The organism is Actinacidiphila guanduensis (assembly GCF_900103985.1).
In the GTDB taxonomy this organism is placed as follows: domain Bacteria; phylum Actinomycetota; class Actinomycetes; order Streptomycetales; family Streptomycetaceae; genus Actinacidiphila; species Actinacidiphila guanduensis.
This window is the reverse complement of record NZ_FNIE01000025.1, coordinates 15,644-32,318: the sequence shown is the minus strand read 5'-3', so window position 1 is coordinate 32,318 and position 16,675 is coordinate 15,644. Positions and strand designations below refer to the sequence as shown.

General features: G+C 72.6%; 4 protein-coding genes and 3 pseudogenes. 3 read left to right on the top strand and 4 right to left on the bottom strand.

Going from position 1 to position 16,675, the window contains the following annotated elements; genetic code table 11:
- From BLR33_RS35485 to BLR33_RS37220, 3 genes and pseudogenes are all read left to right on the top strand, one after another.
- Positions 1-414 (top strand): annotated as a pseudogene (locus BLR33_RS35485) (type I-E CRISPR-associated protein Cas5/CasD); the annotation flags it as partial.
- Positions 411-1,085, top strand: a complete 675-nt coding sequence (gene cas6e, locus BLR33_RS32735) for a type I-E CRISPR-associated protein Cas6/Cse3/CasE (RefSeq protein WP_093788456.1) — start codon at positions 411-413, stop codon at positions 1,083-1,085. The pseudogene BLR33_RS35485 and the gene cas6e, both read left to right, overlap by 4 nt.
- A gap of 71 nt (positions 1,086-1,156) precedes the next feature.
- Positions 1,157-1,339 (top strand): annotated as a pseudogene (locus BLR33_RS37220) (type I-E CRISPR-associated endonuclease Cas1e); the annotation flags it as partial.
- Between the two features lie 448 nt (positions 1,340-1,787).
- Here BLR33_RS37220 and BLR33_RS36845 read toward each other — a convergent pair.
- From BLR33_RS36845 to BLR33_RS32720, 4 genes and pseudogenes are all read right to left on the bottom strand, one after another.
- Entirely contained in the window at positions 1,788-1,916 is a 129-nt protein-coding gene (locus BLR33_RS36845) for a hypothetical protein (protein ID WP_265737063.1), read from the bottom strand.
- A 232-nt stretch (positions 1,917-2,148) separates the two neighbouring features.
- Entirely contained in the window at positions 2,149-2,895 is a 747-nt protein-coding gene (locus BLR33_RS32730) for a thioesterase II family protein (RefSeq protein ID WP_265737062.1), read from the bottom strand.
- Positions 2,888-8,005: a type I polyketide synthase gene (locus tag BLR33_RS32725; RefSeq protein ID WP_093788404.1), complete on the bottom strand. Its 5,118-nt coding sequence runs from the start codon at positions 8,003-8,005 to the stop codon at positions 2,888-2,890. Before BLR33_RS32725 ends, BLR33_RS32730 begins: the two co-directional genes overlap by 8 nt.
- Positions 8,002-16,491, bottom strand: a pseudogene (locus BLR33_RS32720) (SDR family NAD(P)-dependent oxidoreductase); the annotation flags it as partial. The gene BLR33_RS32725 and the pseudogene BLR33_RS32720, both read right to left, overlap by 4 nt.
- Positions 16,492-16,675: the final 184 nt, after the last annotated feature.

Here is a 16,675-nt window from a genome sequence, read left to right as displayed (position 1 = left end):
GCCGAACTGCTCGCGGCATGCGCCACCGCCCTGAACCCCCCCGAAGGCCCCCTCCTGCTCGGCCAGACCGGCGACGCCCTCCACCACCTCGTCCACCTCCCCATCTCCGCCCGGCCGCCCCGCACCACACCGCGCCCCATCGACTTCCTCTCCGACCAGACCCTCGACAAGCTCCCCGTCCCCGCCCAGAGCACGGCCGAGGACAGCGACGACGGCACGCACCCCGTCTCCGACGCCACCGACGACCCCATCAGCTTCGACCCCCGCCACCGCACCTACCGGGCCCGGCCCCTGTTCCGCCGCAGCCTCCACCTGCCCCGCGCCCAGTACGCCGGCCTGGGCGCCGACGCCCTCACCACCCTGGCCACCTACCTCGACCAGCACCTAAACGACACCGGAAGGGGACTTCGATGAACCTCTGGCTCACCCGCATCGTCCCCGACCCCCGCCATCACGCCGCCCGCCACGACCTCACCGGCAGCGCCTCACCGGTGAACCTCCACCGCCGGGTGATGTCCCTCTTCCCCGACGGACTCGGCTCCGACGCCCGCGCCAAACTCGCCGTCCTCTTCCGCGTCGACGACACGCCCACCGGCCCCCACATCCTCCTCCAGTCCACCCAGGAACCCGACGCAGGCCGCCTCCCCGACGGCTACGGCACCCTCCTCAGCCGCCCCCTCACCCCGCTCCTGGACGCCCTGCGCCCCGGCCTGACCCTCCGCTACCGCTGCGTGGCCAGCCCCGTCCGCAAACCCGGCGCCACCACCCGCGCCGCCTACAACCTGCCCGCCGTCGTCGCCCTGACCGGAGCAGCCGCCGACGAATGGTGGCTGCGCCAAGCCGAAGCAAGCGGCCTGCACCCCCTCACCCACACCGCACACCTCCTCGACGCCATCCATGCCCGACGCGGACCCACCGGCGCCGCCGCCCAGCAGCGCATCCGCCACACCCGCACCCGCTTCGACGGCACCGCCACCATCACGGACGTCGACCGACTCCGCACCAAAATCCTCGAAGGCATCGGCCGCGGCAAGGCATACGGCTGCGGCCTGCTGTCCATCGCCCCTGCCAGGAACCCCGCATGACCGCCTCCACCAACCGCCGCCCGCCCTCACCGACCGACGCCCGCCGCAAGCTCGCCGCCCCCACCGTCGCCATGCTGCCCCGCATCGCCGACTCCCTGTCCTTCCTCTACCTCGACCTCGTCCGCATCCACCAGGACGACACCGGCGTCTGCGCCGAAATCACCAGCCCCCGACGCGGCACCGAAACCCTCTACCTCCCCACCGCCGCCCTCGCCTGCGTCCTCCTGGGCCCCGGCACGTCCTCTCCGCGCAGGCGGAGGTAAGCCCTCAACGGCAACCTCGGATTCGCCACGCTGCAAGTCCTCTCCGCGCAGGCGGAGGTAAGCCGGCTGCCTCGCAGAGTCGTACGGCGGCGTAGGCGTCCTCTCCGCGCAGGCGGAGGTAAGCCGGGGCGGCAACACCTTGCGGGAGATCGGCACGTCCTATCCACTCGGGCGGAGGTGAAGCTGCGCAGTGGGCACCGCAACTCGTCTTGCTCGCTGGTCGTGGGGGTCGCCTCGCGGCCGGGCAGTGGCCGGTGGTTTCGAACTGGGGTCCCCGTTTGGGTGGTGGAGGTGGAGCCAGCGCATGAGGGCGGGCCCTCCTCGACCTTCGCCCGCACCGGTTCCAGGCGCAGCCACCCGGCCAGTTCTCCGGCCCGCAGCCCCACCCCGCCCTCTCTTTCTCCAGCGCGCCGAACCGGAAGGCCTCCCTCGTTGAAGATCACCACACCGTGATCATCAGCACTGTGCGCGACTCCCCGGGCAGGAGAGTGACGAGCGCGTCGTCGACGGCCAGATCGTGGGACGCGAGCCCGGCCGGGCCGGCCAGCCGGTCGGCGAACACGCACACGTCCCGCGCAGCGGGTGCACGGCCGTCACGGTCACCGTCAACGCGCCGTCGGCAGCCGCGAGTTCGACCCGCCGTTCGGGGACGGGGGCGATCAGAGGGCGGTCGGGCCGGTAGGTCCGTACGCTGCGGGCGCCGCCGGGGCCCTGGCCGGTCACGTCCGCCAGGAGGAGCTCGGGCAGGAGCTTCTCGGGCACTGCGACCGCCGGTTCGGGGGTACCCAGACTCGCCATCGTCAACCGACCTGACACAGCGTTCGCGACAGGTGGGCGACGACTTCATGAGAACGCTTTGCCAGGTAGAAGTGGTCGCCCGGGAAGACAAGCAAATGGAAAGGGCCGGTCGTCACGGTGGCCCAGGCTGCTGCGTCCGTGATGTCGGTGATCGGGTCTTGGGCGCCGGCCATCGCCGTGACAGGACAGCCGAGCGGAGGTTCGGGCGCCGTGTGACGGTAGGCGCGCATCAGCTGCCAGTCGGCGGTGAAGGCGGCCAGCAGCAGAGCCCGGGCCTCTTCATCCTCGAGCAGTTCGGGCGGTGTGCCGCCGAGGCGACGGAGGAGGGAGAGCGCGTCCTGCGGGGATTTCAGCGGTTGCCCGTCGGGGAGCCCGGTGCCTGTTGGGGTGCGGCCTGACAGGAACAGATGCATGGGTTCCGGGACGTGGGCGTCGCGCAGTGCCCGGACCGTCTCGAAGGCCACTGCCGCTCCCATGCTGTGACCGAACAGCGCGTACGGGCCGCGGATGTCCTCGGCCAGCGCGTCGCGGATCCCCTGGACGAGGGTGGCCATGTCCTCCGGTGGCGCTTCGCGGTAGCGATGGGCCCGGCCCGGGTACTGAACGGCGATCAGCTCGACCGTGGCGGGCATCTCCGCGGCCCAGGGCTGGTACACGGCGGCCGAAGCCCCTGCATGGGGGAAGCAGTACAGGCGCAGCGGGGCGTTGGGGCGGGGCTCCAACCGCTGGAGCCACCGGGATTCAGCCATGGGAGGTCTCCGGTCGCCGCGGGTCGGGGGGCGTGCGGTCGCCGGGGTCGTCACCGGCTGAAACCAGCTCATGCAGATATCCGGCGAGCGCGGAGGCGGTGGGATGCTCCAGCAGGACTGTCATGGGCACCGGTCGGCCGCACGCTTCGACCAGCTTGTCGCGGAGTTCGAGGGAGCCGAGCGAATCCAGGCCGAGCAGCGTCAGATCTCGGTCCGGATCGACATGGTCGGGCGACGGGTGCCCGAGAACATCGGCGGCGAGGCCCTGCACTGTGGTGATCCACTGCTCTTGCGTCCGCAACGAGGTGGGGACGCTGCCGGGGTGCGGCAGCGTCTGTGTCTCTCCCCCCGGTTCGGTGACAGTTTCACGGGTAACGTCGACTCGTCGCCCCTGTGCCGCGCGCAGCAGCGCCCCGGTGTCGAACCGTCCTGCCAGCACGACGGGATCGTCGGCCGCCACTGCGCGGTCGAACAGGGAGAGTGCTGCCGGGGGAGCCATCGGCAGCAGGCCGAGGCCGTGCAGCCGCTGTCCCGCCTCGCGGGGGAGTTCGTGTGTCATGCCTGTGTCCTCCCACCATCCCCAGCCGATACTGACAGCCGGCAGGCCCAGCGCGGCGCGGTGGGCGCAGAGCGCGTCGAGGAACGCGTTGGCGGCGGCGTAGTTCCCTTGCCCGGCTGTGCCGAGCGGCGCCGCAGCGGAGCTGAACATGACGAACTGGGTGAGCGGCATGTCGAGCGTCGCCCGGTGAAGGTTCCACGCGCCGTCCACCTTGGGACGCAGGACACGGTGGAGCTGCTCCGGGTGCATCTGGTCCGTGGTGGCGTCATCGAGCACACCGGCGGCGTGCACGACCGCCCGGAGCGGGCGGCGGCCACCGCATGCGGTGACCAAGGCCCGTACGTCCGCAGGGTCCGCGACATCGCAAGCAACGGTCCTGATGTCGGCGTCGAGGCCGCTCCGCATGCCCAGGGGGAGCCGCCCGGAACGGCTGGCGACCACGAAACTCCGCACTCCGTGGCGACGCACCAGGTGGGGCACCAGCTCGGCGGCCAGCGCCCCGCTGCCGCCGGTGACCAGCACTGTTCCGTCGGCGTCGAATCCCTGAGCGTCGGAAGTGACTCCTTCCACCTCCGCCAGGGCGGTGACGTGGGCGACACCGTCGATGAGCGTCAACTCGACGCCGCCGCCCTCAGCGATCAGGGCCGTGGCCTGCGCCATCGCCAGCCCACCGGGTGCTCCCATCTCACCCCGCAGGTTGAGCAGGCCGAGCCGTCCCGGATGCTCGCGCGCGGCGGACCTCCACAGCCCTCGTACCGCGGCGGTTGCCGGCTCCGGTCCCCTGTGGAGCCCTCGGGCTCTGTCCGCGGACAGCAGGATGAGCCTGGTTCCCGCGAGCGACGGGGTGGCCGTGCACTCCTGGATCAGGGCCAAATGCCGGGCAACCATGGCATGGACTTGGCCCGGCGTGTCGCCGGCCGGGTCTGCGACGGAGGGCAGGGCCACCAGGACCGCAGCCGGCGCCCGGCCTGCTCGGCTCGCGTCGGCGAGGAGCGAGGGAAGATCCGGATGCGCCCGCGCAAAGCCGTGCAGGCCTGCCGGTGGGCTGCCCAGCAGCCACGGCTCCGCTGCAGTGCTCGCCGGTGCGAGGGATTGCGCCGGTGTCCATGACTGCCGGTAGAGAATCGGCGCGGGCTGTCCCCGGTTCCCGGAAAGCAGTGGACGCAGCGTGAGCGAGCCGATGGAGAGGACCGGCCGCCCGTCGCTGTCCTCCACCTCGACGGTGTGGCTGCCGTCGGACGAGGGGACAATGCGGGCGCGCAACGTGCCTTCGGCAGCGCGGTGCAGGGTGACCGAGTTCCAGAGAAAGGGCAGTTGCAGGGTCGCGTTCCCCTCCGTGCCGGGGCCGGTGAGAAGAGCCTGCAGGACGGCGTCGAGTGCGGCGGGGGAGAACATGAGATTGTCCGTGCCGTCTGCTTTCGCCGTCGGTGCGCTGCGTGAGTAGAGCACGCCATTCGCGTGCCGCACCTCGGCGAGGGTGCGGAAGGCCGGGCCGTATGTGAGGCCCAGCCGGGCGCATTGTGCGTAGTGCGTCTCCAGTGGCCAGGGCTCGGCCTCCCGCGGGGGGCGGGTCCGGCCGGGCGGGACGAGGTGATCGGCAGGAGGGTGCCGCTCGAGACGGCCGGTCGCGTGCGCGGTCCACGAGCCGCCGGCCGCAGGCCGCGAGGCGACAGCGATGTCGAGGCCGCCCGTCGTGCTGGGTACGGCGCTGACGCGGACGTCGACCGGTCCGGTGCCGTTCAGGTCCAGCGGTGTGTGCAGAGCGAGTTCGGCCAGGTGGGGACTGTGTGCGAGCCGGCCTGCCCGCAGGACCAGTTCGAGGAACGCCGTCGCGGGCAGGAGCGGCCGGCCGCCCACGACGTGGTCGGCGGTCCAGCGGTCGCCGTTGCCTCCGTATCGCTCGGTCAGCAGGTGTTCCGGTGCGGGCACGGCGCTGTCGTGTACGGCGGCGGCTTCCTGCTGATCGGGGCGGGCGGGCGCCCGCGACGCCGAGGGAGCCGGCAGCCAGTGACGCTCGTGCTGGAAGGCGTAGGTGGGCAGGGCGACATGTTTGCCGGGCGTGGCCGTGGAGCGGGGGCGCGAGCCTCGGGCGTAGAGCCGGCCCACGGCGTCCAGCGCGGCGGCGGTCTCTGCCGCGTCCGGGTCCGGAGCCGAGCCCGAATCGGCGCCTGCCAGGGACAGCACGAGCGTCTCCGGTGGGGCCACGGCGGCCGCGAGGGTGACGAGTTCGGATTCGGCTCCCAGTTCCAGGAGCGTGTCCACGCCGTGCACCTCGACGGCGGACCGAACGGCGTCGGTGAACCGGCCTGTTCCCCGAGCCTGGCGCATCCAGTAGCCGGGGTCGGCAAGAGCCTGGTCCGCCCGGCCGCCGGTGAGGCCTGAGACCACCGGCACCTGCGCGGGCAGCGGCTCGAGGGCGGAAGCCACGGCGTCGAGTTCGGCGAGCGCGGGCTCGACGGTTGCCGGCGTCATTGTGCTGGCGCGTGCGATGCGGCTCATCAGGCGGGCACGAGCGACGGCGAGGCCGATCGCGTCCGGCAGCGACAGGATGCCTGCCAGGTGCGCCGCTGTCACCTCGCCCGCCGAGTGGCCGACGAGGACATCCGGCTCGATGCCCCAGCCCTCCAGAAGCCGGAACTGCGCGACCTGCAGGGCGAAGACGGCCGGCTGCGCGAACTCGGCATGGTGGAGACGCACGGTACCGCCGTCGCGAAGCACGGCGGATCCCGTGTGCAGAAGCTCGGACAGGGAGGTCCCCAGCAGCGGGTCGGCGAGTGCGCACACCTCTTCCAGCGCTCGCCGGAACACCGGGTGCGCCGCGTTGAGTCCGCGGCCTCGTCCGGCCCGGAGCGCATCCGTGCCGCCGAGCAGGAACGCTGTGCGGCCCCGTCTGCCGCGCACCCGGCTGCTCGCCACACCGGGGTGGGCGGTGCCGGAGGCGATCGCCGCCAGTGCTGCGTGCGCCTCGGCCGTGTTGTGGACGACGGCCGCCGCCCGGTGCTCCAGCGCCGCACGGCCGCTCAACGTGTGCGCCACGTCCGGCAGATAGGTCCGGTCGCGGATCAGGTGGGCGGCGACCCGGGCGGCCTGGGCACGCAGGGCCGCGTCGCTGTGGCCGGACAGCATCAGCAGTGTGGCTCCGCCCGGGCCGGGCACCGCTTCCTCGTCGGGGGCGGGCTGCGACGGCGCCTCCTCGACCAGGACGTGGGCGTTGGTGCCGCTGATACCGAAGGAGGACACCCCGGCCCGCCGGGGCCTGCCTTCCGTGCGCGGCCAGGGGCGTGAGCTGTGCAGCAGCCTCACCGTGCCCGTCGACCAGTCGACGTGGGGGGTGGGCGGATTGGCATGCAGGGTCCGCGGCAGCTCTTCGTGGGTGAGCGCGCCGATCATCTTGATCAGGCCGCCGACTCCCGCCGCAGCTTGGGTGTGGCCGATGTTGGACTTCAGGGAGCCCAGCCACAAGGGCGTGTCCGCCGCGTGGGAAGGACCGTAGGCGGTCAGGATCGCCCGGGCCTCGATCGGGTCGCCCAGCGGCGTGCCGGTGCCGTGGGCCTCGACGGCGTCCACTTCGGCGGCGTTCAGTCCCGCGTCGGCGAGCGCGGCTTCGATCACTGCCTGCTGGGCAGGGCCGCTGGGCGCGGACAGGCCGTTGCTCGCCCCGTCCTGATTGACGGCCGACCCACGGATCAGCGCCATCACCTTGTGCCCGTTGCGCTGTGCGTCGGCAAGCCGCTCCAGTACGAGCACGCCGGATCCCTCGGCGAGCCCTGTGCCGTCTGCATCTTCGCCGAACGCCTTGCAGCGTCCGTCCGCCGCCAGCCCACCCTGCCGGCCGAACTCGGCGATCGTGCCGGGCGTGCTCATCACCGTCACCCCTGCCGCAAGAGCCAGCCCCGTCTCACCCGTGCGAAGGGCTCGGCATGCCAGATGTACGGCCACCAGGGAGGAGGAGCAAGCGGTGTCCACTGTGAGGGCGGGCCCGTGCAGGCCCAGGACGTAGGCGATGCGGCCGGAGACGACGCTGCCTGCCATGCCGGTCAGCCGGTGGCCGGCCACGTCCGGCGGCGAGGCGTCCAGCGCCGGTCCGTAGTCCTGCTGGTTTGCGCCCACGAAGACGGCTGTGCCGCTGCCGTGCAGCGTGTGGGGATCGATGCCGGCATCTTCCAGCGCTTCCCACACCACTTCCAGCAGCACGCGCTGCTGGGGGTCCATGGCGATCGCCTCGCGTGGAGAGATCCCGAAGAAGGCCGCGTCGAAACCGGCCGCGTCCGAAAGGAAGCCGCCTCTGGCGGGGAGCCCGCCGCCGTCGAAGACCGGCTGCCACTGCCGGTCCACGGGCACCGGTCCGGTCGCGTCCTCGCCTGCAGCGACGAGCCGCCACAGTGCCTCGGGCGAGTCGACGCCCGGATAGCGGCAGCCGATGCCGACGACGGCGATGGGGCCGTGCAGCTCACGTTCACGCTCTTCGAGTTCGGCCACGCGACTTTTCGCGGCGCGCAGTTCGGCAGTCAGGCGCTTGAGATAGCCGACCAGCTGCTCCTGGTCGGTCATCGCGTCTCCTCGGCTTTGCCGCCGCTGTCCCGGCCCAACTCCGCGTCGATGAGTCGCAACAACTCCTCGTTGTCGGCCTGCGCCAGGTCCGTCGGCAGCCCTGCGGGGGGTGCGGACGCGGGTCGGTCCGGCCCCCTGTCCGTCGACCCTCCGTCCGTTGGCCCGCTGTCCCGACGGGCGCCGTCGGCTGTTGTGCCGGGTTGTGCGGCAGAGACCGGGAAGAGCAGTCCCACCACGACCGCGGCCAGTGACCCCGCGGTGGGGTGCTCGAACACCACGGTGACCGGTAGGCGCAGCCCGGTGGCCGTGTTCAGCTTGTTCCGCAGTTCCACGGACGTGAGCGAGTCGAAGCCGAGGTCGCGGAAGGCCCGCGACCAGTCGATGTCGTTGCGGTCGGGCAGCCGCAGCACCGTTGCTGCCTGATCGGTGATCCACTCCGTTGCCGCCTCGGCACGCCGTTCGGCAGGCAGACCGGAGAGCCGTTGCAGGAGTTCGGGTCCGGGAGCCGGCTGCTGAGTGGTGGACACCTGCGCCGGGGATCCGGTCGGCGAAGGACTCGCCGGTGTCATCCGCCGTACGGCGACCAGTGCCGCTTCCGGGCGGTCGGCGGCGGCGTCGTACAAGGCGAGACCCTGTCCGGTGGGCAACGGCGCGAGACCCGCGGCGGTCATCCGTGCGACATCGACGTCCGTCAGGTGGCCGCTCATACCGGATACCTGCTGCCACAGGCCCCAGGCCAGTGACCGGCCTGGCAGTCCCTGCGCAGCACGGGCGGTGGCAAGCGCGTCGAGGAAGGCGTTGGCGGCGGCGTAGTTGGCCTGGCCGGGCAGGCCGAGGACTCCGGCGACCGAGCTGTACAGCGTGAACTGCGCAAGGTCGAGGTGGCGCGTCTGCTCGTGGAGATGCCATGCGCCGTCGGCCTTGGGGGCGAGAACGGCCGACACCTGGCCGGGGTCGAGTGACGTCACGGTGGCGTCGTGCAGGACGCCGGCGGCGTGCACGACGGCGGTCAGTGGGTGGGCGGACGGCACTGCCGCGAGCAGTTCGGCGACCTGCGCCGGGTCTGACACGTCGGCGCTCCGGTACTCGGTGTGGGCGCCCAGCGCAGCGAGTTCGGCCTTGAGGCCCAGGACGTACCGGTCGTCCCCGGGGGTTCGTCCGGCCAGCAGCAACCGGCGGACGCCGTGCCGCCGCACCAGGTGCCGGGCCAGCTCACCGCCGAGGGTGCCGGCGCCGCCGGTGATCAGGACGGTGCCGTCCGGGCTGGGGGAGGAGGGCAGCGTCAGCACGAGCTTGCCGGTGTGCCGGGCGTCCCGGAAGGTCACCAGTGCCTCCTTTGCTTCGCGCACGTCCCAGGCCGTCAGCGGCAGGGCCTGCAGCGTTCCCGCCGTGAAAAGCTTCGTGAGGTCGCGGAAGGCTTGCGCGATGTCGTCGGGGGCCAGGCTCAGGACATCGAACGGCCGGTAGTGCGCCCCGGGCCGTATCGTGTCCACCTCTTCCCGGGTGCGGATGTCGAGCTTGCCCATCTCCAGGAAGCGGCCTGCCGGGGCGAGCAGCCGCAAGGAGGCGTCCACCAATGGACCGGCCAGCGCGTCGAGAACGACGTCCACGCCCCGGCCGCCGGTCGCCGCCCGGAACCGCTCCTCGAAATCCGCCGAGCGGGACGAGGCGATCCGCTCGGGCGGTACACCGAGTGCGGCGAGGGTGGGCCACTTGTCCGGGTGTGCGGTCGCGTAGACCTCGGCCCCCAGGTGGCGGGCGATCTGGAGTGCCGCCATGCCGACGCCCCCGGTGGCCGCGTGGATCAGCACGCGCTCTCCGGCGGTCAGGCGGCCCAGGGTGACCAGGCCGTGATGGGCGGTCAGGAACGCGATGGGGACGGTGGCGGCCTCGGCGAAGGTCCAGCCGTTGGGGACGGCGGTCACCAGCCGGTGGTCGGTGACGACGTGGGGCGCGATCGCGCTGCGGTTCAGCGGGACGATGCCCATCACCCGGTCGCCCGGCGCGAGGCCGGCGGTTCTCGGCCCGGCCTCGGTGATCACGCCGGCGAACTCCCGGCCCAGGGACGACTCGCCCTGGAACAGCCCCATGGTGGTGATGACGTCGACGAAGTTCAGCCCTGCCGCTCGCACGCTCACCCGCACTTCGCCCTGCCGGAGCGGGGCGTCGTACTCGGGGGCCGGGACGAGGGCGAGCCGGTCGGGCGTGGTGTCATGCGCGGGTCCGGTCAGGGCGAGTTTCCACGAGCCGTCACCCGGCGGCGGTGACAGCAAGTCTTCAGGGACCACGGCGAGTTCGGGAGCGTGGGCCTGACCATCGCGCAGCAGGACCTGCGGCAGATCCGCCGCGACCGCAACACGCATCAGAGCGTCGGACGCGGCAATTCCGTCGGTGTCCACGTGGGCGAACTGCCCGGGATGTTCGGCCCCCGCACTGCGCCACAGCGCTGCCACCGAGGCGGCCACCGGGTCGGGATGCCGAGCGGTGACCCCGCGTGTGCACAGGACCAGCCGTGTTCGGGCGAACTCCTGCCGAGCCAGGAATGTCTGGATCAGTTCCAGGTGCCGGGCGACAGTTGTGTGCAGGACCGACGGCAACTCGTCCGGTGGCCCCGGTCGGGCGCCCGGCTGACCGACGGTGGGCTCCTGATTCTCTTCCAGGTTCACCACGATGGTGCGTGGGGCCTGAGCTGTGGAGGGGGGAAGGGCCTCGGCGGCCGGCACGTCGGGCAGGCCCGGGAGTGGCCGTCCGACAATGGCGGTGTCGGCGGCCGTGGCGGGCGCCGCGCTCAGAACCACCGGCGTCCAGGCCCTCTCCAGAAGCGGTGGATGGATGCCGGCGGCGGGGAGGAACGAGACCGCGTCGATGCTGAACACCGGGGCCTCGGCAGGGTCGGCCGCATCGATCCGCCAGGAACCGTCGGCCCGCAGTTCGGCGTGGACCCGGACCGACCGCGCCTGTGAGCGGAGGATCTGTACTCCGCTCCACGAGAACGGCATACGGGCTGGGCGGCCGCCGTCCCTCTCCGGCAGATCGGCCAGCAGTACGGCATGAAGAGCGGCATCGATCAGGACGGGGTGGACGTCGAACCCGCCCGCCGGACCGGCCTGCTCGGGCAGCGCGACCTCGGCGAACACCTCGTTGCCCCGTCGCCACATCCGCCGCAGGGCACGCAGGGCCGGACCATAGGTGTAGCCCTCGGCCGCAAGTCTGTCGTAGGCGTCCGCGAGGTCCACGTGCTGCGTGCCAGCGGGGGGCCACGCACCCCCGCCGACAGGGCGCTGGGCGGCATGCTCACGCGCGGCGGCCAGTCGGCCGCGTGCGTGGAGCGCCCACTCCGGTCCGGCCGCGTCGTCGGTGGTGCCGCCCTGGGAGCGGGCATAGAGCGAGACCGTTCTCGTGCCGTCCGCGGCAGCCCGGTCCGTCACGACCTGAACGCCGAGCGCCTGCCCGTCGGCCGGCAGCAACAAGGGGGCCGTGAGGACGAGTTCGTCGACCTGGCGGGCCCCGGCACGGCGCGCGGCGGTCCCCACGAGTTCCACCACGGCGGCTCCGGGCACCAACGGGACCCCGAAGAGGGCGTGGTCGGTGAGCCACAGCGTGTCGCCGGCCTGCACGACGGCAGTGAGCAGGTGTCCGCCGGTGTGCGGGAGCGGCACCGAAGCACTCACGAAGCGGTGGGCGGAGGCGTCACGGACCCGGGTGGGCACGGGGGTAGCTGCGGCCGCGGGGGCGGGCCAGTAGCGTCGGTGCTGGAAGGCATAGCCGGGCAGTGGCGCCGGCCCGCCGTCTGCGCTCAGCACGGTCCAGTCCACGGGAAGACCGGCCCGGAAGGCCTCGGCGGTCGCGGTCAGGAAGCGGTCCCGAGGCGTCTCGTTGCGCCGGAGAGATCCGAGGGCCACTGCTTGCGCCGCTGTGTCCTCGAAGGTCTCCAACAGGGCGGAGTGCAGCAACGGATGAGGGCTGACTTCGATGAACGCCCGGTGGCCCGAGGCCAGGAGGGCCCGGACGGCGGGCTCCAGGAGAACGGGCTGCCGTGCGTTGCGCCACCAGTAGCCTGTGTCCAGCCCGGTGGTGTCGAAGAGCGCTCCGGTGACCGTCGAGTAGAAGGGGATCCGGGACGCCCGGGGTGCGACCGGTGCGAGAGCGTCGAGCAAGTGCTCGCGCAGGGGTTCGATCTGCCGGCTGTGGCCCGCGTTGCTGACCGGCAGGCTGCGGTAGTGGATCCCCTCCGAGTCCAGCGCGCTCAGCAGACCGTCGAGCGCCTCCGGGTCGCCGCCGACTGTCGTCGTCGCGGGCCCGTTGACTGCGGCGATCTCCACGCTGTCGGTCCATGGCGTCAGCCGGCGCCGCACCTCCGCGGACGGCAGCGAGACGGCGGCCATGGCCCCCCGGCCCTGGAACGCCCGAAGGGCCCGGCTGCGCAGTGCGATGATCAGCGTCGCGTCCGCGAGAGTCAGCGCGCCTGCCACATGGGCGGCCGCGATCTCACCCTGCGAGTGGCCGACCACGGCGATCGGCCGCACACCATGGGCACGCCACATCTCCGCGAGCGACACCATCATGGTGAACAGCGCCGGCTGGACCACGTCCACCCGGTCGAGCGGCGGAGCGCCCGTAGCCCCCGAAAGCACGTCGAGCACCGACCAGTCCAGGTGACGCGCGAATGCCTCCGCGCACTGTCGGGCCGCTGCCGTGAAGTCCGGGTCGTGACCGAGCAGCCCTTCGGCCATGCCCGGCCACTGCGACCCCTGTCCGGGGAAGACGAACACGGCTCCGTCCTCGGTCACCGGTCGCTCGGCGCCGCCGTCGCGGGCCATCCCGGCCAGGGCGGCCAGAAGACCCGGACGATCCTGCGCCACTGCCACAGCCCGGTGGTCGAAGGCCGAACGCCGGGCAAGCGTCCAGGCGATGTCGGGCAGGGGAGTGTCAGGTTCGGCCATGAGGAACGCGCTCAGCCGGTCCGCCTGGTCGGCGAGGGCGTCGGCCGACTTCGCCGCCAGCGGGAACGCCAGCAGCTGCCCGGCGCGGGGCGTCGCCGGTGCGGCAGGGGGCTCGGGCGCTTCCAGAATGATGTGTGCGTTGGTGCCGCCGGCGCCGAAGCCCGAGACGCCTGCGCGCGGCGGGCGGCCGGTCGACGGCCACGGATGCGCCTGCGTGAGCACGCGCACACCGCCGCCGCTCCAGTCGACACGGCTGGTCGGACGATCCACGTGCAGTGTGCGCGGCAGGACACGGTGCCGCATCGCCATCACCATCTTGATCAGCCCGGCGACGCCCGCGGCGGCCTGGGTGTGTCCGATGTTCGACTTCACCGAGCCCAGCCACAGCGGCAGTTCCGCCGGGCGTGCCGCGCCGTACGTCGCCAGCAAGGCGTTCGCCTCGATCGGGTCGCCGAGACGCGTGCCGGGGCCGTGGGCCTCCACCGCGTCCACATCGGCAGGGGACAGGCCCGCATCGGCGAGCGCCGCGCGGATCATGCGCACCTGCGCCGAGCCGTTGGGGGCGGTGAGCCCGTTGCTTGCGCCGTCCTCGTTGAGCGCGCTGCCGCGCACGACCGCGAGCACCCGGTGGCCGTGGCGGCGTGCGTCGGACAGCCGCTCCAGCACCACCACGCCGACACCTTCCGACCAGCCCGTGCCATCGGCTTCCTCGGCGAACGCCTTCGACCGGCCGTCCGGCGACAGCGCGCCCTGCGCGGTGAAGTCGGTGAACATCCAGGGCGTCGACATCACCGTCACACCGCCGGCCAGCGCCATCGACACCTCGCCCGAGCGCAGCGCCCGGCAGGCGAGGTGCAGGGCCGTCAGCGATGAGGAGCATGCGGTGTCCACGGCCAGGGCGGGACCTTCGGTTCCCAGGACGTAGGCGAGCCGGCCGGCCAGCACGCTCGGCGTGCTGCCCGTGTACACGTAGCCGTCGAGGTCGTCCGCTGCCTCCTGGACCAGCGCGTCGTACTGCTGCGGGATCACGCCGACGAACACGCCGGTCTGCGTCGCGCGCAGCGACAACGGGTCGATGCCGGCGTGCTCCAGCGCCTCCCAGCCCACCTCCAGCAGCAAACGCTGCTGTGGGTCCATGGCGGTCGCCTCGCGGGGCGAGATGCCGAAGAACGCCGCGTCGAAACCGGCTGCGTCCTCCAGGAATCCGCCCTGCATCGGACCCTGCGGCCGGTCCGCCCGGTTCCAGCCGCGGTCTGCGGGCAGATCGCCGAGCACGTCGCGTTCGCCGGCGACGGCCGCCCACAAGTCTTCGGCGGAGCGGATACCGCCGGGGAACCGGCAGCCGATGCCCACGAGCGCGACCGGATCGGGCCCCTCGTGCGGCTCGCTGCGGACCGGGGCGGGCGCCGCCGCCGTGGCCCGGGAATGTGCTCCGCTGGCGGGGTGTGCAAGAAGGAGCGCCACATCGCGCGGCGTCGGATGGTCGAAGACCAGACTGCTCGGCAACGGTCGTCCTGAGATCTCTTCCAGACGGGCCGTCAGTTCGACGACCGTCATCGAGTCCGCGCCGAGGGAGGCGAAAGCGACATCGGGGGGGACCGCGCGGTTCGGGTCCAGTTCCAGGACAGCGGCCGTCTCCCGCAGGACGAGGGCGAGCATGCGGTCGAACTGCCCGGCGTCGGAGCCGTGGTCGACGGCTTCGCTCGCGCGCGATCCGCGGTCCGCGCCCGCATCTGCGACCACCGCGGCGGGGGCCAACGGAGCCGAACCGCCCTCCGTCCGCGGCCCGGACCCGTCCGCCGCGCCGGCGCCCCCGGGCAGCAGCAGACGTCGCTGGAAGCGGTACGTGGGCAGGCCGATGCGTCGGCCGCTTCCCGAAAGGGCCGCCCAGTCCACCTGCTGTCCCCGGACATGCCGCTGGGCGACCGCCGTGAGCGTTCCCCTGGCGTCTGCTCCCGGCGCCGTCACCACGGCGCCGGAGGGATCCTCGCGGCCGGCGAGGACGCCCAGCGCATCGAGGAGTTCCTCCCGTGACGAGGCCACGACGGCACACCGTTGCGGGAAATGGGTGCGGCCACGCGCCAGCGTATGAGCCGCGTCCGCGAGTGAACTCCCCGCGGTCCCCGCACTGTTCGAGCCGTCGGCCGCCCCGGCGGCGAGGTGGTGGCGCAAAGCAGCGAGCTGGGCCCGGAGCGCTTCCGGCGACTGCGCCGACACCGGCCATATGAGCGCGCCGGACGTCTCCACCGCCGAGTCGGCCGGCGTCGGCATCGGCGGTGCCTGCTCCACCACCACATGGCAGTTCGCGCCGCCCATCCCGAACGAGCTGACCCCGGCAACCCGCGGCCCCGCCCAGGGTTCGAGCGTCGTCTGCATCCGCAGACCGAGGTCCTCCAGCGGGATCGCCGGGTGAGCGGCGGTGAAATGCAGGCTCGGGGGCAGTGCGCCATGGTGGACGGCCAGCGCCGCCTTCACCAGTCCGGCGATCCCTGCCGCACCCTCCAAGTGGCCGATGTTCGTCTTCACCGAGCCGACACGCAAAGGCGCCGTGCGCCGGGCCGGGTCCATGAAACCACCCAGCGCGGCGGCCTCCACCGGATCGCCCACCCGCGTCCCCGTACCGTGCAGCTCCACATACCCGACCGCCTCCTGCGACAGCCCCGCGGCACGGTAGGCCTGCGCCATCAGCTCCGCCTGAGCGGTCGCGTCGGGAATGGTGAGGGCCCCGTCACCACCGTCGTGATTGAGGGCGCTCCCGCGGATGACGCAGTACACACGGTCCCCGTCGGCCAGGGCTGCGGCCAGCGGCTTCAACACGACCAGGGCGCCGCCTTCCCCGCGGACGAAGCCGTCGGCGGAGGCGTCGAAGACGGCGCTGCGCCCGGTGGCCGACATGGCGCCGGTGCCCGCCACGGCACGGTCGGCCTCATCGTCGAGGATCAGACTCACCCCGCCCGCGATCGCCAACCGGGTACTGCCCGCCCGCAGGCTCTCGCACGCCAGGTCCACGGCGGCCAGCGACGACGACTGGCCGGTGTCCACGCTCAGGCTCGGCCCGGTCAGCCCGAGCACGTGGGAGAGTCGGCCGGCCGCCATGCCCCGCTGTGTCCCGGTGTAGGCGTGCACGTCGGCTTCGACCCCTGCTGTCTTCAGCGCTGCGGACCACTCGCCGTTGCTCGTCGCGAGGAAGACACCGGCGCGGGCGCCGCGCAGCGAGGCGGGGACGATGCCGGCGTCCTCCAGCGCCTCCCAGCCGAGTTCCAGGGTCAGCAGTTGCTGCGGGTCGGTGCGGCGTGCCTCTCGCGGGGACATCCCGAAGAACTCCGGCTCGAAGCCGTGGACGGCCATCAGAGCCTGCTCGGCGGAGTCATCGCTTGCGGTCCCGACGGGAGGGCGCAGATAACCGCCCCTTCCCGACGGCCGGCCGCCCGCCCGTCCGGGCGGGCGGGCGGTAACCGCATCTGTGCCGTCGCAAAGCAGCGTCCAGAACGCGGCGGGGCCGTCGGCCCCCGGGAAACGGCAGGCCATGCCGATGACAGCGATGTCGGAACGGCGAGTTGAGGCAGTTGTCACCGGTGATCAGCTTTCGTCGTGGCCCCGTTCGGGGACGCGTACCCCGACCGAGGCGATTCCCGGTCGGCGCCGCCGGAGCGGAGGAGGCGAGTCGGCGGAAAGGCATCACGCCGGCCCCGAGGGAGCTGTGGGCGGTCCAGGCCGCCGAATGCGC